Consider the following 18890-nt stretch of genomic DNA (forward strand, 5'->3'; position numbering starts at 1 on the left):
GTTATAAATTGGTGATTTTTTTTATTTTAAGATGGCTCTAAAGATAAAAATTTGAGTTGCCAACATGTCGAAAAGAATCAGTTTTAATGCCTTTGAAATGAACTGTATTGCCCATCAATCGCCTGGTTTATGGCGACATCCACAAGATCGTTCGACAGAATATAAAGACTTGGAATACTGGATGGATTTGGCCAAAATCCTAGAGCGTGGTTATTTTGACGGGATTTTTATTGCAGATGTTTTAGGCATTTATGATGTTTATCATCATAGTGCTGAGCATGCACTCACGGGTGCGGTGCAAGTGCCTGTCAATGATCCGCTCCAGATTGTACCTGCGATGGCTGCGGTCACGCAGCATTTGGGTTTTGGGGTGACGACCTCGATTTCATTTGAACATCCTTATCCCTTTGCGCGTCGTTTAAGTACGCTTGATCACCTCACCAAAGGACGCGTTGGCTGGAATATCGTGACCTCTTATCTGGAAAGTGGTTCGAAAAATTTGGGATTAAAAACCCAGCAAAATCATGATGATCGTTATGATATTGCCGATGAATATCTGGAAGTGCTGTATAAACTTTGGGAAGGTTCATGGGAACAGGATGCGGTACTGCGCGACAAGCAGCGTGGTATTTTTGCCGATCATCGCAAAGTACATCCGATTCAGCATCAGGGCAAATATTTTACTGTGCCCGGGATTCATATTTGTGAGCCATCACCGCAGCGTACCCCTGTGTTGTATCAGGCAGGGGCTTCAAGCCGTGGGCAACAGTTTGCCAGTCAAAATGCTGAATGTGTGTTTATTGCTGCGCCGTCCAAAATCGCTGCTAAAAAAGTGGTGCAGGGTATTCGTGCCAAACTGGTGGAACAAGGGCGTGATCCGTATTCGGTGAAAATCTATACCTTGCTTTCAATCGTTACCGATAGTAGCGATGCCAAAGCCCAACAGAAGTTTAAAGAATATCAATCTTATGGCAGTTATGATGGCGCATTGACTTTGGTTTCGGGCTGGTCGGGTGTGGATTTTTCCCAATATCAGCCCACCGATCAGGTGGAATATATTCAGACCAATGCGATTCAGTCGATGCTAGATGCTTATGTGAATGCCGACCCGAACCGTGTCTGGACCATTGAGGAAATCGCCAACTGGAACAGTGTCGGGGGCAATGGCCCTGTGTTGGTGGGTTCGGCTGAAACCGTGGCAGATGCCTTGCAGGAATGGGTCACAGAAACCGATGTAGATGGCTTTAACTTGGCTTATATTTTGGCGCATCAGACTTTTAGTGATGTGGTGGAATTTATTGTGCCTGAGCTGCAAAAACGTGGTGTGTATCAGACCGAATATGCACAAGGGACATTGCGGGAAAAACTGTTTGGGCAAGGGGCACATTTGCCTGAAAACCATCGTGGCGCAAGTTATCGGGTCGGTGAAAAAAATCCGATTGCTCAAGCCAGTTAATCCATAATTGCTGATTTTAAAATTAGCATTGATATTTTAAAAATACCAAGGGAATAATTATTTATTCCCTTTTTTATTTAAAAACTATCTGCATAAAAATCGCGATACATAGCAGAAAATGATAATTAGCAATAATGGATTTATAAATCACAACAGATTATTTTTCAGGCACTTTGTTTTTATATACCGTGGTCAGATTCTAGTTGGCGAAAGGACGAGCTCCATGACAGCTCAAGATTTAACGCACGATCAGCAATATAAAATTCAAGCACCTGATGATGTGTCGAAACTCATTTCAAAACTGGCAGGGCAAGGCAAGACCAATAAAGTGATTTGGCTGGCTTTGATTGGGGTATTTATTGATGCATATGACCTGACCACCTTATCTTTCGGGATAGAACAGGTGATTGCCGAGTTTTCACTAACCCCTGTGATGACAGGCGTGGTGGCTTCGGCAATCGTCTGTGGCACGATCGTTGGTAACCTGATTGGCGGTTGGCTGACCGATAAAATCGGGCGTTATCGGGTATTTATGGCAGACATGGTGCTGTTTGTGATTGCCGCGATTGTGGCGGGTTTTGCCCCAAATGTTTGGGTGCTGATTGCTGCGCGTTTTGTCATGGGGATTAGTGTCGGGATTGATTTGCCTGTAGCGATGTCTTATCTGTCTGAATTTTCAAAATTTAATGGTTCAAGCAACAAAGCTGCACGTTTAGCCGCATGGTGCCCGATGTGGTATGCCGCATCGACAGTGTGTTTTGCTTTGGTACTAGCGCTGTATTTCTTATTGCCGCCTGAACATGCCAACTGGTTATGGCGTGGCTCGCTGATTTTCGGTGCGGTACCTGCATTATTGATCATTTTTATTCGGGGCAAATACCTGACCGAATCACCGATTTGGTTGGCGAATCAGGGCGATTTAAAAGGCGCAGTGAAAATTTTGCGTGAGTCTTATCAGATTAATGCGGTGGCGGTGGTCGATCGTGTTGAAAAATTCGAGCAAAAACATACCCAAGAAGGCTTTGCGGTGCTGTTTAATAAAACCTATTTGCCGCGTACTATTGTGGCGATTGTGATTCATATTGCGGTGGCTTTTCAGTACACCACGATTGCCTTTTTCTTGCCGTCCATTTTAACCCGTTTTTTCCATACCGATACCTTAACCACCATTACCACCACCTTGGGTTTAAATCTGGTGTTTGCCTTTACGGGTGGTTTGCTCGGGGTGTTTGTGGCGAGTCGCTTTAGTTCTCGCCATGTATTGTTGGCAGGCTTTGCCTTACAGTTCATTGCCTTGGTGGCACTGTCCGCGATTGGGGATCCAAGTAATAGCTTCTTCTTATATGGCGCAATTTTCATGCTCGGGCTGTGGTTATTTGCTGAAGGGTTTGGTCCAGGTGCTCAAATGATGGTCTATCCGACCATGGCTTATCCTGCATCAATCCGCGGTGTCGGTGTGGGCTTTAACCGTGCTGTAACAGGCGTGGCACAGGCAATTGCGCTGTTTGTGTTGCCGATCTGGATGGCAAACTATAAAACTGATGTATTTTTACTGGTGTCGATTTTTGCGATTGTACCGATTATTGTGATTGGCTTCCTGATCAAATTTGAACCGACCAAACACGATGTCGATGCGATTGTTGAAAATAAAACTCCACAAGGTTATTTGGGGACGCAAGTCGCAGATTGAGTCATGATGAGCGTTTGAAAAGATAAAATCGGCTGTGTGATACAGCCTTTTTTATTGCTGAAAAATCATGTGTTTATTTCGAATAAGCAAAGCATTTTTATCTATAAAACCACAGAAAAAACAGTGCTAAGTTAAGGTCATCTCAGCATAAAAAGAGTACAACAGCATGACCACATTGAACCAAATCAGCTTTGCATCGCAGACCGCAATTCCGCTCAAATTTTTTGAACATCAGCAAGATGCGCATGTGATTCGTTCCGATGCGGAAGCGATCGCCATCGCCCGTGAACTGGCGCAGGAATTTGCCAAAGAAGCTTCCCTGCGTGATCAGGAACGCCGTTTGCCTTTGCAGGAAATCCAGAAATATTCGCAAAGTGGTTTATGGGCAATCAACATTCCCAAAGCCTTTGGCGGCGCACAGGTCAAATACCGCACCTTGGCCGAAGTGGTGAAAATTATTTCCAGTGTCGATTCTTCTTTGGGGCAAATTGCACAGAATCACTGGGCATTTGTCGAGCATTTGCGTTTGGATGCAACGCCTGAACAGCAAAAATTCTTTTTCGAGCTGATTTTAAAAGGCATCCGTCTGGGCAATGCTTTTTCGGAAAAAGGCAGTAAAACCGTGGCTGATCTGACCACCAAAATTCATAAAACCGAGCAAGGTTATGAAATTAATGGTGAAAAATTCTTTGCGACAGGGGCTTTACTGGCGCACTGGATTCCGATTGTCGCTGTCGATGCACAAGGGCGCAGTTTTGCTGCGATTGTGCCACGCGATACCACAGGGGTTGAAATTATCAATGACTGGTCGGGGTTTGGGCAACGGACGACAGCCAGTGGCACAGTTCGTTTGCAAAATGTCTTTGCCCGTGAAGAATACGTGATTCCTGTTTATCAAGCCTTTGAGCGTCCTACACCTGCGGGAGCAATTTCCCAGTTTATACAGGCAGCAGTCGATGCAGGCATTGCCCGTGGGGCGATTCAAGAAACCATTCAGTATGTGCGTCAGCACAGTCGTCCGTGGATTGATTCGGGCTTAGGAAAAGCCACAGACGATCCTTACACCATTGCCAATATTGGTGATCTGAAAATCAGACTGCGGGCTGCCGAAGCGGTGTTGGACTTGGCTGGTGATGCGATTGATGCAGCGATTGCCGACACCACCGAAGCGCATGTTGCCGAAGCGACTTTATTGGTCGCGGAAGCTAAAGTTCTGACCACCGAAATTGCGTTACTGGCGACCAATAAACTGTTTGAATTGTCAGGCACACGCTCGACCTTGTCCGAGTTGAATCTTGATCGCCACTGGCGCAATGCACGCACGCATACCTTGCATGATCCTGTGCGCTGGAAGCTGCATCTGGTTGGAAATTATTATTTAAATGGAGTGGAATTGCCACGTCATGCGTGGAGTTAAATATTAAACTGCGGTGAATCAATCAGAGGGAAATTAATCCCTCTTTTTTATTTTTAAATCGCTCATTTCGATTTTCATGCAAAGCTTATCGATGCTGAATATATCTCAAAAAACGATAAATTTGCCTGTTTTTATTATTTTACCCTGCATAAGAAAATATGGATAAATAAACCTCATCAGATTTATATTTTAATTTAGGTTTATATTCTCATGTCCACAATTCTAAATGCGGTAAAACCACTGAATATCGTTGCTGTTTCTGGTGGATTAAATCATCCGTCCAAAACCGAAGCACTGGTTGAAGAAATCATTCGTGAACTAGGTCAGGCAACCCCGATCAATGTGCATTTTATTAAATTCAGTGAAATCGGGCAGCTTTTGGGTGGGGCGATTTACCGCCATCAATTGCCGCAGCGTGTGCAAGACGACTTGGCAGCGGTAGAAGCAGCCGATGCACTGATTGTCGGGACTCCTGTTTACCGTGCATCATTTACAGGGCTATTTAAGCATTTCTTTGATTTTGTAGAACAAACCGCTTTGGTGGATGTGCCTGTCTTGTTGGCGGCTTCAGGCGGTAGCGACCGTCATGCCTTGGTACTTGAACACCAGTTACGTCCATTGTTCAGTTTCTTCCAAGCGCAAACCTTACCAATCGGCGTGTATGCCACAGATCGCGATTTCACGCCTGAATATACCATTCAAAGTGCAGCCTTGCGTGACCGTATTACCTTAGCAGTTGCGCGTGCCTTGCCAATTTTAGAGTGGGCGCCTGCCAAAGGTCAGCGTGCGGAAGTGGTCAAAGCCAAAACTGCACAGGCCAATCAAAACCTTGGTATCAACCGCCAAATTGAACAAGAAGAAGTTCTACCTTCGGCAGCCGTACCTGATTTACAAGCCGCAGAATCTCGCTTACAGCATAAAACGGCGAAAACCTCAGTCAAGGCAGATGTGGCTTAAACCACATCTATGGTCCAAGGAGAATAAAAATATGGCGCAATCACAACAACAGCTCGAATTTGCTTACTGGGTTCCCAATGTCAGTGGTGGCTTGGTGGTCAGTAATATCGAACAGCGTACCGAATGGAACATCGATTACAACAAGAAACTGGCACAAACTGCTGAGCAAAATGGCTTTAGCTATGCGCTGTCGCAAATCCGCTTTACTGCGGGTTATGGGGCGGAGTATCAGCATGAGTCGGTGGCATTTAGCCATGCGATTTTGGCTGCGACTGAAAAGCTCAAAGTGATTGCCGCCATTTTACCAGGACCGTGGAAACCTGCTCTGGCAGCCAAACAGTTGGCGACCATTGATCAACTGACTCAAGGGCGAATTGCGATTAATGTGGTGAGCGGTTGGTTCAAAGGTGAGTTTGATGCGATTGGTGAAGAATGGCCAGAGCATGACCAGCGTTATGCACGTTCGGAAGAGTTTATTCGCAGTCTCAAAGGCATTTGGACCACGGATAATTTCTCGTTTGATGGCAAGTATTATCAGTTCAAAGATTACACCTTAAAGCCAAAACCGTTGCAGCAGCCGCACCCTGAAATTTTCCAAGGCGGGACATCACGCGCCGCGCGGGATATGGCATCGCGTGTGTCGGACTGGTATTTTGCCAATGGCAATACCGTTGCAGGCATTCGTGAACAGATCGAGGATTTGCGTAGTAAAGCCAAGCAAAATCAGCATCAGGTGAAAGTCGGTTTAAACGCCTTTATTATTGCGCGAGATACCGAAGAAGAAGCGCAAGCCGTTCTGCAAGAGATTATTGCCAAAGCCAATCCCGATGCGGTAAATGCCTTTGCTGATGCCACGCGTCAGGCAGGTGCAGCCAGCCCCGAAGGCGAGGGCAACTGGGCAAAATCCAGTCTTGAAGATTTGGTGCAATACAACGATGGCTTTAAAACTAACCTGATCGGCACGCCTGAGCAAATCGCAGAACGTATCGTGGCATATAAAGCAGCAGGGGTGGATCTGATTTTGGCAGGCTTCCTGCACTTTATTGAGGAAGTGGAATACTTTGGGCAACGTGTATTACCGTTGGTACGAGAACTGGAGCAAAAACAGCAACAGGAAAAAGAAAAAGATGTTGCTTAAATAGAAAAAGATCGAAGACTGATGATCTTGAAAATAAAAATAAAGTCAGCAGCATCAACATGGATGCAAAAGCTTTAAAAACAATGGAGCAACTGGCAGCGCATTTTCGGATGCGCTTTTTTTATGTCTGATTCAGATATTAATTCAATCTATGAATGAGATAAAAAATTAAGATTATTTTTATGAATAAACCGCTCGTATGATGGTTGCAAGATCAATCACACAGCATCGACTGTGCAGCAACGAGATACTGAAATGATGAATTCGATTGTTTGGCCTGAGGGCTATCTCCCAGGTGAAACCGATAACTTTTGTTCTAATGAAGTGATTGTCAAAGGTTTAAGCGCCGCAGAAGTGTGGCCATATCTGGTGAATGCTGATGTTTGGCCAAGCTACTATGCCAATTCTTCGGATGTGAAACTGTCTGAAGGTGCAGAGCAACTGCAAGCAGAGATGGTGTTTTTCTTTAAAACTTTTGGTTTCCCAGTCGATGCTCAAGTCGTGGAACTGGTTGCACCACAGGCAGGTGAGCCTGCACGTATTGCATGGCATGGTTGGGCAGGCGATGTCGGTACAGCCGAACGTCTGGATGTACACCACGCATGGCTCATTGAAGACCTAGACGGTGGTCGAGTACGGATTTTGACTCAAGAAACCCAGAACGGTCAGCCTGCCAAAGAACTGGCCCAAGCCAAACCCAACCCGATGATCAATGGTCATCAGGACTGGTTAGACGGTTTGGTGACTGCCGTCCGTCAAGCCAAAACCAGCGCCTAAGTCAAATTGCCTAGCTCCATGCTAGGCAATCTCTTTTTTAACAATTTAAAAAACAGGAACAACAACATGGCTGCAACTAGCATCAAAATCTTAATGATCGTGACTTCACAAGCCACTATGGGAACATCTCACCACCCAACAGGGGTGTGGTTAGAAGAACTGACCACGCCTTATTATGCATTTAAAGATCATAATGTTGAGGTGGATATTGCCTCAATCCAAGGTGGGCAGATTCCTGTCGATCCAAATTCAGAGCAGGCAGCGGGTAAAAATCCTGCCAGTGTCGAGCGTTTCTTAAAAGACCCTGTGGCGATTGCCAAAGTCAAATCTTCTTTAAAAATTGATCAGCTTTCAGCTCAAAGCTACGATGCGATTTTCCTACCAGGTGGGCATGGCACAATGTGGGATTTACCAACCAGTCAGCCCTTGGCAAAGTTACTTTCAAGTGCATGGCAACAAGGTAAAGTTTTGGCAGCCGTATGTCATGGCCCTGTCGGTTTAATCAATGTCAAAGACAGTACAGGTCAGGCTGTGGTGAAAGGTCGCCATGTCAGCGCCTTTAGCAACACCGAAGAAGTTGCTGCTGGTTTAGATAAAACTGTGCCATTTTTACTGGAAGACCGCTTGCGCTCACTCGGTGCAATCTATGAAAAAGGCCCAGATTTTCAGGAGCATGCAGTGCGTGATGGACGTTTAGTAACAGGGCAAAACCCACAGTCTTCAGAAAAAGTGGCTGAGTTGACCTTACAGGCTGTTGCAGATCAGACAGCACATTAACCGATAAAAATGACCTGCCGTACTATACGAACAGGTCATTCATCCTTTGAGAATATCAAGATGAAAACACAGCAAGCTCAACTGCCTGCATCGTATCGGGCATGGGTGTCTACAGGTTCAGAGCAGCCGCTAGATTTGGTCTTAAAGCAACAGGCATTGCCTGATCTGGCTGATGATGAAGTCCTGATTAAGAATTATGCAATCGGTTTAAACCCTGTGGACTGGAAAGTTTTATCCTCGCAGCAAGGGCAAGTGGTTGGTGTAGATGGCGCGGGTGTGGTCGTGGCAGTAGGTACACAGGTCGATGTGGCTCTTTTGGGATGTCGTGTTGCTTATCATCAAAATCTACAGGCACAGGGTAGTTTTGCCGAATATACGCCTGTTAAAGCCTATGCTTTATTGAAACTGCCTGATGAATTGTCTTGGTCGCAGGCGGCAGCCATACCCTGTCCTGCACTGACGGCATGGCAAGCCATTGGTAAAATTCCTGTTCAAACCGATGCTGAGATTCTGATTGCAGGAGCAGGTGGTTCTGTTGGACATTTCTTGGTTCAGTTTGCCGCGCAGCGTGGGTTTCAGGTCACCGCAAGCTGTCACCCACGCCACTGGCAACGCCTACATGGCTTGGGGGCGACGCGTTGTATTGCGGATCCTGTACAGGCAGATCAAAGTTTGCATTTATCTAAAAAGTTTTATGCAGTACTGGATATGGTCGGTTCTCAACATGCAGAAGCATTATCTGATGCAGTGCTGGCAAATGGACATTTACTCTGTATTCAGGGACGTGTGGCGACGTGGATATGTAGCCCTTTTGGTCGCGCAATCTCTTTGCATGAAGTTGCATTGGGTGCATTGCATCAGCATGGAACATTGGCCCAGTGGCAAGCGTTAACTCAAGTGGGTGAACAGATTTTCATGGCAATCGCGACAGGTGAATTACAGGCGGAAGTGCCATTATTACAGGCCCGTTTTGCTGAATTGCCACAGCAGTTACAGGCACTGAAACATCGTAATTTTTCAGGAAAACAGGTCATCCAGATGGATGATAAGCAGAATTTTAGTGAACTTAGAGGTCAGAATGACAGCATTATTTACGCCCTTTCAACTTAAAGATGTGACTTTACGCAACCGTATAGCTGTGCCACCGATGTGTCAGTACAGTGCGGTTGAGGGCAAAGTGACCGACTGGCATTTGGCGCACTACACCAGTATTGCCCGCGGTGGCGCGGGTCTGGTGATTGTTGAAGCGACAGGGGTTTCACCTGAAGGGCGGATTACCCCCGCTTGTTTGGGATTGTGGAGCGATGAACATATTGAAGGTCTGGCACAGATTGCCCAAGCGATTAAAGCGGCTGGGGCAGTACCAGGCATTCAGATTGCCCATGCGGGGCGTAAAGCCAGTGCCAACCTCCCGTGGGAAGGCGATGATCATATTGCCGAAGGTGATCCGCGTGGCTGGCAGCCGATTGGTGCTTCAGCCGTAGCATATGGTGAAAACCTGCCACGTGTCCCACAGGAAATGAGCCTTGAAGATATTCAACGGGTTCAGGCAGACTTTGTTGCGACAGCTCGTCGTGCAGAGCAGGCAGGGTTTGAATGGTTAGAGCTGCACTTTGCACATGGTTATTTGGCACAAAGTTTCTTCTCGAAACACGCCAATTTCCGCCAAGACCAGTATGGTGGGGATTTTGCAGGACGTAGCCGCTTCTTACGTGAAACCTTTAGCGCAGTCCGTGCAGTTTGGCCTGAGCGTTTACCATTAACCGCACGTTTTGGCGTGATTGAGTACGATGGGCATGATGAGGAAACCCTGAGCGAGTCAATTGAACTGGTTAAACAATGGCGTGAGGATGGGCTAGATTTACTCAATGTCAGTATTGGTTTTAATACGCCTAAAGCCAAAGTGCCTTGGGCTGAGCCTGCATTTTTAGCACCCATTTCTGAGCGTGTACGCCGTGAAGCCAATTTGCCTGTTGCCTCTTCATGGGGAATGGATAAACCTGAAGTCGCGAACCGTTTGGTGGAACAGCAGCAAATGGATTTGGTGATGATTGGCCGTGCCTTCTTGGCGAATCCACATTATCCACTGCAAGCAGCTAAAGCATTGCAACTGGAAAAACCAACGTGGGTATTGCCTGCGCCGTATGCACATTGGTTAGAGCGTTATTAATTGATTTAGGTTTGAGATAAAACGCAATCTAAATACAAATTCTCTCAAAAAGTCAGCCTTGAGCTGGCTTTTTTATGTTGTAACCAATGGATTGTACAGCGCACAGTTATTTGCAAACTGCTCCTCATGCTGACAGGTTTTCAGCATTAACTGACGCAACCAGCGATAACGCGGGTCGTGTTCAGTGCGTTCATGCCACAAGGCAACTTTACTAAAACTTGGAATCTCCAGTGGGGGTTGCACAATCGCTAAATCTTGACGTTTACATACCAGACGTTTTGGCACAGTCGCCACCAGATCACTATTTTGCAAAATCTCAGGCAATAGCAAGAAACTCGACACGGACAGGGTAACGTGGCGCTGCCGTCCTAGTTGTTGTAATTTCTGATCGGTAATGCCTGAAAAGCTGCCCTGAAAGGACACCAAGGCATGATCCAGCTCGCAAAAAGCATCTAAAGTCAGCGGTTGTTGCAAGGCAGGATGTCCCAAACGCATTACACTGACATAGTATTCATCGAACAGATGCAAATGATGCAACTCACTGCCGCAACTATGTTCAGGTGTAGACAGTGCCAGATCAATTTCACCCTGTTCCAGACGTTGTGGTTCTTTATCGGTCGATGGCAACAGTGCAATCTGCACATGCGGGGCTTGCTGTTTGAGCGCTGCCAAAAAGGGCACCAAAATCACCTGATGGGCATAGTCGGTTGCGGCGATGCGCACGGTAAAATCCACTGTGGCAGGGTTAAACTCTAGTGGTTGTAGCAGCAGATCAATTTGCCCCAAAATCTGTTTGATCGGGCAAATTAGTTCCAATGCACGCGGGGTCGGCACAATGCCGCGCTGCGAACGGACAAACAGCGGATCATCAAAACTTTCACGCAGACGTGCCAAAATACTGCTCATGGCAGGCTGGGTAATAAACAAGCGTTCCGCGGCGCGGGTTACGCTGCGCTCTTCCAGTAAAATATCCATGGCTTTAAGCAGGTTAAAGTCCAGATGACGCAAGTTTTTGACCATCATTCTCCCCGATATGACCGTTTGAATGGTTTGACTGGCATGATCCAAGTGTTGCTCTGGCAACAGTGATTCAGCAAGACGTTGTCCAATCAGCAAAGGATTAAATTAAAATATAAATAAAATCAACAAATTAAAGTTGGCATAACATCTGCAATGCTACAGTTAAACCCATAAAATGAGTATAAGACCATGACCAGTTTAACTGCATTACAACAAGATTTGTCGCTAGGTAGCGATTATGAGCTACTGGCACAGCGTTTTCGCCCAATTTTCCAGAAAATTGCCGATACTGCCTTACAACGCGAACAGCAACGTGAACTACCCTATGAACCGATTCAATGGCTGAAACAGGCAGGCTTTGGTGCAGTGCGGGTGCCTGTACAGTATGGTGGTGCGGGTGCTTCCGTACCGCAGCTTTTTCAGTTGCTGATTGAATTGGCGAGTGCCGATTCTAACCTTCCACAGGCACTGCGTGGGCATTTTGCCTTTGTCGAAGACCGACTCAATGCACACCGTGACCACAGTCAAGCGCACTGGTTTGAACGTTTTGTCGCAGGTGAACTGGTTGGCAACGCATGGACAGAAGTGGGCGATGTCAAAATCGGTGAGGTGATTACCCATTTATATCAGGATGATGCGGGACGCTGGACGGTCAGCGGCAAAAAATACTACAGCACGGGCAGTATTTTTGCCGACTGGTTTGACCTGTTTGCCCAGATTGATGCCACCAATCAAAACGTGATTGCTGCCGTGCGGACTTCACATCCTAATGTCAAAATCGAAGATGACTGGGATGGTTTTGGGCAACGTACCACAGGCAGCGGCACAGCCACTTTGCATGAAGTGGAGGTTGATGCGGAAAACATTATTGATTTTGACAGCCGCTTTAAATATCAAACTGCGTTCTATCAACTGGTCTTGCTCAGTGTCTTGGCAGGTACTGCCCATGCCGCAGTGGCTGAGTTTAGTCGTCAGGTCAAGGCACGTACCCGTGTTTATAGTCATGGCAATGCTGATCGGGTCGATCAGGACGCGCAAGTCTTGCAAGTGATTGGACAGGCATCGGCACAAGCTTATGCCGCAGAAGCCACCGCCATTCGTGCCGCAGAAGCTGCACAGCGTGCTTATGAAGCACATTTTGCCCATGCCGATCAGCGTGATGCCTTGGAGCAGCAGACCAATATTGCGGCGGAACTGGAGTCCGCACAGGGGCAGGTGGCGATTGCGCCGTTAGTACTGCAACTGACCAGTGACCTGTTTAATGCCTTGGGGGCGTCTGCCACCAGTCGTGAAAAAAGTCTGGATCGCTTCTGGCGCAATGCTCGCACCGCAGCATCACATAACCCACTGATTTATAAACAGCGAATTGTTGGAGATTATACCGTCAATGGCACAGAGCCAGTTTATGTCTGGCAAATTGGTGGTGGCAGTAAGCAGTCATAAACGACAAGGATCAGCCAATGGCTGATCCTGTTTTGCATGATGCGAACTTTATCCATCAGGCATTAACTATAAAAACTCGGCTCAGGAAACTGGGCGTTCAGCGCCCATTCACCCAATTCTTTGACTTTATAATCCACAGGGTCATGCAAGGTTTGCGTGCGGACATTGCGCCAGAAACGATCCAGACGCAGTGCTGCCTGAGTGGCGCGTGCGCCTGTGACTTCAAACATACGATTGCTGATATCCAGACTGACCCGACTTGCCGCGACTTTGGCGGTGGCAACTGCAATCGCGACTTTGCCACGCTGCTCGGCGGTCAAGGCTTCACCGATCTGCCATGCCTGTTGTAACTGTAAAATTGCCTGCTGATTTAAGGCGCGTACCGATTCTAGTTCTAACCAGAATTCACCATAATGCCGCAAAATATATGGGTCTTGGTCAGCACGTTCCACCCCTGACAAAAACCATGCACGGCTTTGCTCTTGGGTATAGTGTTTGGCTTCAGCAAAAGCTCCTTCAGCAACACCCAAAAACATATTCACAAAGGTCAGTTGAGCGATCAAAGGGCGCAGACAGGCAAATGGTGTACTGAGTGGACCGGGTTCAAGCAGTAATTCATCTTGCTCAACCCTTACATGGCGGAAAGTAGCACTGCCACTGTCGGTTTGGCGCTGCCCGATATTGTCCCAGTCATGATGCAGCTCAATCCCTTCGCGTGTTGTTGGAATCGCTGCGATCAGCAGCTTTCCTGTACCCTGATCAATGCCCGATGCCACCAACATATTGGAGTCGATTGCCCCTGAGCAAAAGCTTTTTTGCCCTGAAAATAAATAAATCCCGTCTTGCTGATGCACCACAGTGCGTTTGTCGAGTGGGTTTAAGGTATTGCCCCAAAACAGTTGCTGAGCTGTGGTTTGCTGAAACCAGTTTTGCCACTGCTCAGCGCGGGAAAAGAGCCGTACAGTTGCCAGTAATAAATGATGAAAACCAAAGACATGTGCCAGTGAGTTATCTACTTGTGCCAAAATTCGTATACTGTTCATAACATCGAACCAGTTGCCGTCTAAACCGCCTAAGTTTTTCGGGATCGACAGTCCCAGTAAGCCACTGTCACGAATCAGTTGGCGCTGTGCCAGTGGTGAGCCAGCGTCACGATCACGCTGTACCGCAGTTTCAGCAAAGGCATCTGCCAATTGTTGTGTATGCTGCTGTATTTCAGGGTTTATTAATGCAGAAAAATCGGGCAGGTTGATCGACATCATTTAATTCCATAGATCCAAGTAGAATATCCTTAATGCTCGCTTTACAATAATGGGCTTTAAATCCGCAGGCAAGTTTATTTTTTAGACAATTGTTTGGCTACATGTTGCCAATGTTGTCAGAGCAACACCCCGTTATCTGTAAAAAGAATAAATATTCAAAAAATTATGATTGGATGGGATTGATCTGCCCCCTTAAATTAACAGCTTGATTGTCCTGTATCTGCTTGGAGTTACCATGACTGTTGTCAAACATCCTCATTTTCGTGAATTACAGCATTCGCCACGGGCAAGTGCCATGGTGTTTGAAGATCCGCAGTCGCAGCAATTGCTAGATTATTTACAAGCGATTGCCCCAAGTCAGGCAAGTGTACTGATTACGGGCGAAACAGGTACAGGTAAGGAGTTGATTGCACGGCAAATTCATCAGTTGAGTGAGCGTCGTGATCAGCCATTTATTGCCTTGAACTGTGGTGCATTTTCGGAAACACTGGTGGAAAGTGAATTGTTTGGGCATGAAAAAGGCGCATTTACAGGAGCGCATGAAGCCCGTGCAGGGTGGTTTGAAGCGGCACATGGTGGCACGATTTTTCTCGATGAAATTGGTGATTTGTCTTTGGCAATACAGGTTAAATTACTGCGGGTCTTGCAGGAAAATCAGGTGATACGCTTGGGTTCACGGCAAACCCGACGGGTCAATTTACGGGTGATTGCCGCAACCAATGTCGATCTGCAACAGGCGGTCGCGACTGGCAAATTTCGTGAAGATTTATATTATCGGCTCAATGTTGCCCATGTACAGCTCAAGCCCCTTCGTCAGCGTCAGGGCGATATTTTGCCTTTGGCACAGCACTTTATTCAGGAATATCGCCAGCAGTTGAATGCTGCATCAATCAGGCTGAGTCAGTCGGCACAGAACGCGATGTTGACTTATCCTTGGCCGGGCAATATTCGTGAACTGGAAAATGCCATTCATCGGGCTGTACTGCTGTGTCAGCACGGTGTGATTCAGCCGCAGGATTTGCAATTGCATGAATGTGGGCAATCAGTTGCAGGATTGCTGCAAATAATGCCCAATACATCGACGTTGCAGCAAGTGTTGTTACACTGGTTTGAACAAGGCTTAGAGCATCTGGATGAACAGCTAGAGGCTGAAATTACCCAAGCAGCTTATGCTTACTGTCATCAAAACCAAATGCACACCGCACAGCTATTGGGGGTTAGCCGAAATATTATTCGCGCCAGATTGCTCAAGCATGGTTTGCTGAAACCCAGCCTAAGACGAGCACAAGCTCAGCCGCAATCATCATCTGCATCTGCCTACCTCTACTCCTAAGATTGCAGCAAGACAGCGCTCTAAATGATACAGGCCTGACTAATCTGTTGTACTTCAGTTTCGGTGAGTCCTAACTGATCCCATTGATTCATTTGATTGGTCAGCCAAACAAAATCGGAAAGTTTCGGTGCAGCCGAGTGGGTAACATAATTTTTAATAATGTTGACAATGGCATGGTACCGTTCAACATGCGTGTCGGGTGAACAAGAAAATTGCACAATTTCATAGTGAATCAGCATTTGCCACAGTTCAGAAAAATCCTTGAGTTGCTCGATATCTTGCTGTGCCAAACGCAATGCAGTTCCTAAAGTCAATAATGTTTCAGGGTGGCGTTTTGCCCATTCTTCGGTTACCGCCAAGACTTTATCTGCCACACTGGGCACAACGTCGAGACCTGAAGCAACAATTTGGCTTTTACCCAAGACTTCGCCTTGGGTATTCCAAGGTTCACCCACACAAAAGCCATCGATTAAACCATTAGAAATGGCTTCAACCATATAAGGCGGTGGCAGCGTCAGTAATTTAATTTTTTTGGCAAGTGTATTGTCAGCAAGCGCTAACCATTCTCTTAAACAATAATGGTGGAGCGAATGTCCGAAGACCTGTGCCAGACGAATCGGCTTATGGTTAAAGCCTGACACCAGCTTTTCAGCAGTCTGCACGGCTGAATCAGTGCTATGAATCTCGAGTTCATGACACAGTTTTTGACTTAAACTGATAAATGCTGAGTTTTGACTGAGTACCAGTGCGGTTTTAAAGGGAATTCCGACTTGATCTGTGCCTGCCTGAGAAGCGGGCAACATTGCAGAGAGACAGTGCGCCCCATCTAAAATGCCAAACGCCAAACGATCTCGTAAACTTGCCCATGAGGCTTCTTTGACCAAAGTGACATCAAGCCCAACCCGTTCAAAAAAACCTTTATGTTTAGCCCATAAAATGGCAACTGCATCAAGTAGTGGAATATAGCCAATATTCAGCTGAGTCTTTTCATTCTTCATATCATTAATCCTTGAAAGTCTGATTGAGCAGTTGCTGAGCTTGAATCAGCTGACGCGCCAAATCCCCCATGGAAACCCGAGCATTCATGGCATTTTTACGTAATAGGCGAAATGCTTCTTCTTCTGAAAGTTGTTGTAATTGCATTATCATGGTTTTTGCTTTTTCAATGTCTTTGCGATCTGCTAAGCGTAGTTTAGTTTCTTTTAGATCACTTTCAAGCTGCTGATGCTTTTTATATTGCTCAATGGCAATTTCAAGCACGCTATCTAGACGAGCAGGATCAACCCCATCGACAATATAAGCAGTGACGCCTGCCTGAATCGCTTGTTTAATCGTGTCACGGTTATTATTTTTGGTAAACAGCACAGTGGGCAAATTGAAATGGTTCACAAATGCTTCAATAATGTCACGTTGTGGATGATCCATATCTAGTAAAATCACATCGGCATGCAGTTCTTGTAAATCGTGTGGGGCAATCTCCTGAATGAGCACACAAGCCACGACCTCAAAATCATGTTCAGTCAGGCACTGCTGTAAATAGCTAGCACGCGATTCGTCATCGTCAATCAAGGCGATTTTGAGTTTGGAGGTCAACATAGTGGCTGGCTCAAGGTTAAGGTGGCTTCACTTTCTATTGCAAAGCAAAATGAGTGCCACGTAAAGCATCTAAATCACAGCATCTGTTGCAATATATGCAGGGCTGTTCTACGGCTTTAGTCGAATATTTTTGAAAAAAACCGAAAAAACAAAAGAGTAAATTGAACAGTGCATCAAAGTGATCGATGCTACTGTTGTGCAATTTGATTTAAATTGCCTAAATTTAGTGCAGTTTTGGCTCAATTTTAGAGATTGTGCAAAAACAGCGCAGTATGAGAAAGTTAAGAAAATGGTCATTTTTTAACTAAGTTGATAAAAAATAATTTATTTTTAGAGTTGGCATGTACTTTGCATTATTCAAAGCAGATCAAAGGCGATCACCTTATATACCAAATATAACGGCCAACGATGTCCGTTCTGATGAATTCTGCTGCTGCATGGGGTTTGCTGTAGTAGGAACGTAATTAACGTATCAGTGCGAGGATTGGCCATGTCTACCAATTTAGATGATCAAAAAGCTACAAAAATAAGCCTATTTAGTTTTTCTACACCTGCAATGCGCGCTTTCCACATGAGCTGGCTGGCATTCTTTGTTTGTTTCTTCGCTTGGTTTGCCTGCGCACCACTCATGCCAGTGATTTCAGGTGAATTCCATCTCACTAAAGACCAAATTGCTAACATTAACATTGCCGCAGTGGCGATTACCATTTTGGTTCGTCTCATCGTTGGTCCATTGTGTGACAAATATGGTCCACGCAAAACTTATACCGCATTGTTATTTTTAGGCAGCATTCCTGTATTTGGGGTTGCCGCAGCCAACAGCTATGAATCATTCCTGTTCTTCCGCCTGTTGATTGGTGCAATTGGCGCAAGCTTCGTCATCACGCAATACCACACCAGTGTCATGTTTGCACCAAACGTGGTGGGAACTGCCAATGCTGCTGCGGCAGGTTGGGGAAATGCGGGTGGTGGTGCAACTCAAGCCCTCATGCCGTTGCTATTGTCTGCAATCGTGATGTATGGCGTTGAGCAAAGCATGGGCTGGCGTGCAGCATTGATCGTTCCCGGTTTTATGATGCTCATCGTGGGCTGCTTATACTGGAAATTTACCCAAGACTGCCCAGCAGGCAACTATAAACAACTTCGTGAACAAGGCATTGAAGTTGAAGGCGGTAAAAAAGGCGGTTGGGCGATTATTAAAGAAGCGTCTCGTAACTACCGTGTTTGGATTCTATTTGTTAGCTATGCAGCATGCTTCGGGATCGAAATTTTCATGCACAACGTAGTGACTATGTACTACGTACAAAAATTTAACTTCGGTCTTAAAGAAGCAGGTATGGCTGCGGGGATCTTTGGTTTACTCGCGCTGTTTGCTCGTGCATTTGGTGGGATTATCTCTGACAAAGTGGCACTAAAACGCGGTCTAGATGCACGTACTGAAATTTTATTTGTGATGATTTTGGGCGAAGGTCTGTTCTTGATGTTGTTCTCGCAAATGAATACGCCTGTTATGGCAATCTTGAGCATGACGTTATTCGGTTTATTCACACACATGGCTTGTGGTGCGACTTATGCGCTGGTGCCATTCATTGACCGTAAAGCATTGGGTGGTGTTGCGGGGATTATCGGGGCAGGCGGTAACGTGGGTGCAGTGGCAGCAGGCTTTATCTTCAAGAGCATGCCTGACCTACAAACTTGCTTACTGAGCCTTGGCATTATGGTGGTGGTGATTGGTTGTGTGGTGTTGTTCATCCGCTTCTCACCAGAACACAAAGCCCGTGAGAAAAAGCTCTTCGAAAAAGCGCTACTTGAACGCAACGAAGCTGTTTAATCCAAATCTCCCAAGAAATCACT

Annotated in this window: 16 protein-coding genes; 12 read left to right on the forward strand and 4 right to left on the reverse strand. The window is 46.2% G+C overall.

Translation table 11 applies throughout. The features are described from left to right. Window positions 1-64 precede the first annotated feature (64 nt). The 9 genes from LVY74_RS13845 (at window position 65) to LVY74_RS13885 (ending at window position 10382) form a co-directional block, all read left to right on the forward strand. A complete protein-coding gene (locus tag LVY74_RS13845) occupies window positions 65-1456 on the forward strand; it encodes an LLM class flavin-dependent oxidoreductase (RefSeq protein ID WP_237815535.1) in 1392 nt (463 codons plus the stop codon). A 223-nt stretch (window positions 1457-1679) separates the two neighbouring features. Then, window positions 1680-3146 (forward strand): MFS transporter, encoded by a 1467-nt coding sequence (locus tag LVY74_RS13850; RefSeq protein WP_237815536.1) that lies wholly within the window; start codon window positions 1680-1682, stop codon window positions 3144-3146. 166 nt (window positions 3147-3312) lie between these two features. Continuing rightward, a complete protein-coding gene (locus LVY74_RS13855; protein ID WP_237815537.1) occupies window positions 3313-4563 on the forward strand; it encodes an SfnB family sulfur acquisition oxidoreductase in 1251 nt (416 codons plus the stop codon). Window positions 4564-4773: 210 nt separating this feature from the next. Next, complete coding sequence (gene msuE / locus LVY74_RS13860; protein ID WP_237815538.1) at window positions 4774-5520, forward strand: FMN reductase; 747 nt, start codon at window positions 4774-4776, stop codon at window positions 5518-5520. A gap of 31 nt (window positions 5521-5551) precedes the next feature. Continuing rightward, complete coding sequence (sfnG, locus tag LVY74_RS13865) at window positions 5552-6658, forward strand: dimethylsulfone monooxygenase SfnG (protein WP_237815539.1); 1107 nt, start codon at window positions 5552-5554, stop codon at window positions 6656-6658. A gap of 255 nt (window positions 6659-6913) precedes the next feature. Then, window positions 6914-7435 (forward strand): SRPBCC domain-containing protein, encoded by a 522-nt coding sequence (locus tag LVY74_RS13870; protein ID WP_237815540.1) that lies wholly within the window; start codon window positions 6914-6916, stop codon window positions 7433-7435. 66 nt (window positions 7436-7501) lie between these two features. Then, window positions 7502-8212 (forward strand): type 1 glutamine amidotransferase domain-containing protein, encoded by a 711-nt coding sequence (locus LVY74_RS13875; protein ID WP_237815541.1) that lies wholly within the window; start codon window positions 7502-7504, stop codon window positions 8210-8212. Between the two features lie 60 nt (window positions 8213-8272). After that, a complete protein-coding gene (locus LVY74_RS13880; protein WP_237815542.1) occupies window positions 8273-9322 on the forward strand; it encodes an alcohol dehydrogenase catalytic domain-containing protein in 1050 nt (349 codons plus the stop codon). Next, window positions 9291-10382, forward strand: a complete 1092-nt coding sequence (locus LVY74_RS13885) for an NADH:flavin oxidoreductase/NADH oxidase (protein WP_237815543.1) — start codon at window positions 9291-9293, stop codon at window positions 10380-10382. The genes LVY74_RS13880 and LVY74_RS13885 overlap by 32 nt, the downstream gene beginning before the upstream one ends. Window positions 10383-10454: 72 nt before the next feature. On the opposite strand, the gene LVY74_RS13890 is transcribed toward LVY74_RS13885, so the two are convergent. After that, window positions 10455-11498 carry a LysR family transcriptional regulator gene (locus tag LVY74_RS13890; RefSeq protein WP_237815544.1) on the reverse strand — a complete coding sequence of 348 codons (1044 nt, stop codon included), beginning with the start codon at window positions 11496-11498 and terminating at the stop codon, window positions 10455-10457. A gap of 93 nt (window positions 11499-11591) precedes the next feature. Between LVY74_RS13890 and LVY74_RS13895 the strand changes: the two genes are divergently transcribed. Further along, complete coding sequence (locus LVY74_RS13895; protein ID WP_237815545.1) at window positions 11592-12845, forward strand: acyl-CoA dehydrogenase family protein; 1254 nt, start codon at window positions 11592-11594, stop codon at window positions 12843-12845. A gap of 62 nt (window positions 12846-12907) precedes the next feature. Here LVY74_RS13895 and LVY74_RS13900 read toward each other — a convergent pair whose 3' ends face one another. Beyond that, on the reverse strand, window positions 12908-14104 hold the full coding sequence (locus LVY74_RS13900; protein WP_237815606.1) for an acyl-CoA dehydrogenase family protein: 1197 nt from the start codon (window positions 14102-14104) through the stop codon (window positions 12908-12910). Between the two features lie 238 nt (window positions 14105-14342). Between LVY74_RS13900 and LVY74_RS13905 the strand changes: the two genes are divergently transcribed. Continuing rightward, the gene (locus tag LVY74_RS13905) at window positions 14343-15440 is read left to right on the forward strand and encodes a sigma-54 interaction domain-containing protein (RefSeq protein WP_237815546.1); all 1098 of its coding nucleotides are present in this window, start codon (window positions 14343-14345) and stop codon (window positions 15438-15440) included. 20 nt (window positions 15441-15460) lie between these two features. Here the strand turns inward: LVY74_RS13905 and LVY74_RS13910 are convergent, their stop codons facing one another. Both LVY74_RS13910 and LVY74_RS13915 read right to left on the reverse strand, forming a co-directional pair. After that, window positions 15461-16438 carry an ABC transporter substrate-binding protein gene (locus LVY74_RS13910; RefSeq protein WP_237815547.1) on the reverse strand — a complete coding sequence of 326 codons (978 nt, stop codon included), beginning with the start codon at window positions 16436-16438 and terminating at the stop codon, window positions 15461-15463. 4 nt (window positions 16439-16442) lie between these two features. Further along, on the reverse strand, window positions 16443-17036 hold the full coding sequence (locus LVY74_RS13915) for an ANTAR domain-containing response regulator (protein ID WP_237815548.1): 594 nt from the start codon (window positions 17034-17036) through the stop codon (window positions 16443-16445). Between the two features lie 490 nt (window positions 17037-17526). On the opposite strand from LVY74_RS13915, the gene LVY74_RS13920 reads away from it, so the two are divergent. Then, window positions 17527-18867, forward strand: a complete 1341-nt coding sequence (locus tag LVY74_RS13920; protein ID WP_442862801.1) for an MFS transporter — start codon at window positions 17527-17529, stop codon at window positions 18865-18867. Window positions 18868-18890 lie beyond the last annotated feature (23 nt).

Origin of the sequence: Acinetobacter sp. ME22 (genome assembly GCF_022012315.1) — a bacterium.
GTDB lineage: Bacteria > Pseudomonadota > Gammaproteobacteria > Pseudomonadales > Moraxellaceae > Acinetobacter > Acinetobacter brisouii_A.

Bases quoted from the DNA above. Each gene is read 5' to 3' on its own strand.
- LVY74_RS13845 (WP_237815535.1), top strand. From the start codon at position 65: ATGTCGAAAAGAATCAGTTTTAATGCCTTTGAAATGAACTGTATTGCC.
- LVY74_RS13850 (WP_237815536.1), top strand. From the start codon at position 1,680: ATGACAGCTCAAGATTTAACGCACGATCAGCAATATAAAATTCAAGCA.
- LVY74_RS13855 (WP_237815537.1), top strand. From the start codon at position 3,313: ATGACCACATTGAACCAAATCAGCTTTGCATCGCAGACCGCAATTCCG.
- msuE (WP_237815538.1), top strand. From the start codon at position 4,774: ATGTCCACAATTCTAAATGCGGTAAAACCACTGAATATCGTTGCTGTT.
- sfnG (WP_237815539.1), top strand. From the start codon at position 5,552: ATGGCGCAATCACAACAACAGCTCGAATTTGCTTACTGGGTTCCCAAT.
- LVY74_RS13870 (WP_237815540.1), top strand. From the start codon at position 6,914: ATGATGAATTCGATTGTTTGGCCTGAGGGCTATCTCCCAGGTGAAACC.
- LVY74_RS13875 (WP_237815541.1), top strand. From the start codon at position 7,502: ATGGCTGCAACTAGCATCAAAATCTTAATGATCGTGACTTCACAAGCC.
- LVY74_RS13880 (WP_237815542.1), top strand. From the start codon at position 8,273: ATGAAAACACAGCAAGCTCAACTGCCTGCATCGTATCGGGCATGGGTG.
- LVY74_RS13885 (WP_237815543.1), top strand. From the start codon at position 9,291: ATGACAGCATTATTTACGCCCTTTCAACTTAAAGATGTGACTTTACGC.
- LVY74_RS13895 (WP_237815545.1), top strand. From the start codon at position 11,592: ATGACCAGTTTAACTGCATTACAACAAGATTTGTCGCTAGGTAGCGAT.
- LVY74_RS13900 (WP_237815606.1), bottom strand. From the start codon at position 14,104: ATGTCGATCAACCTGCCCGATTTTTCTGCATTAATAAACCCTGAAATA.
- LVY74_RS13905 (WP_237815546.1), top strand. From the start codon at position 14,343: ATGACTGTTGTCAAACATCCTCATTTTCGTGAATTACAGCATTCGCCA.
- LVY74_RS13910 (WP_237815547.1), bottom strand. From the start codon at position 16,438: ATGAAGAATGAAAAGACTCAGCTGAATATTGGCTATATTCCACTACTT.
- LVY74_RS13915 (WP_237815548.1), bottom strand. From the start codon at position 17,036: ATGTTGACCTCCAAACTCAAAATCGCCTTGATTGACGATGACGAATCG.
- LVY74_RS13920 (WP_442862801.1), top strand. From the start codon at position 17,527: ATGTCTACCAATTTAGATGATCAAAAAGCTACAAAAATAAGCCTATTT.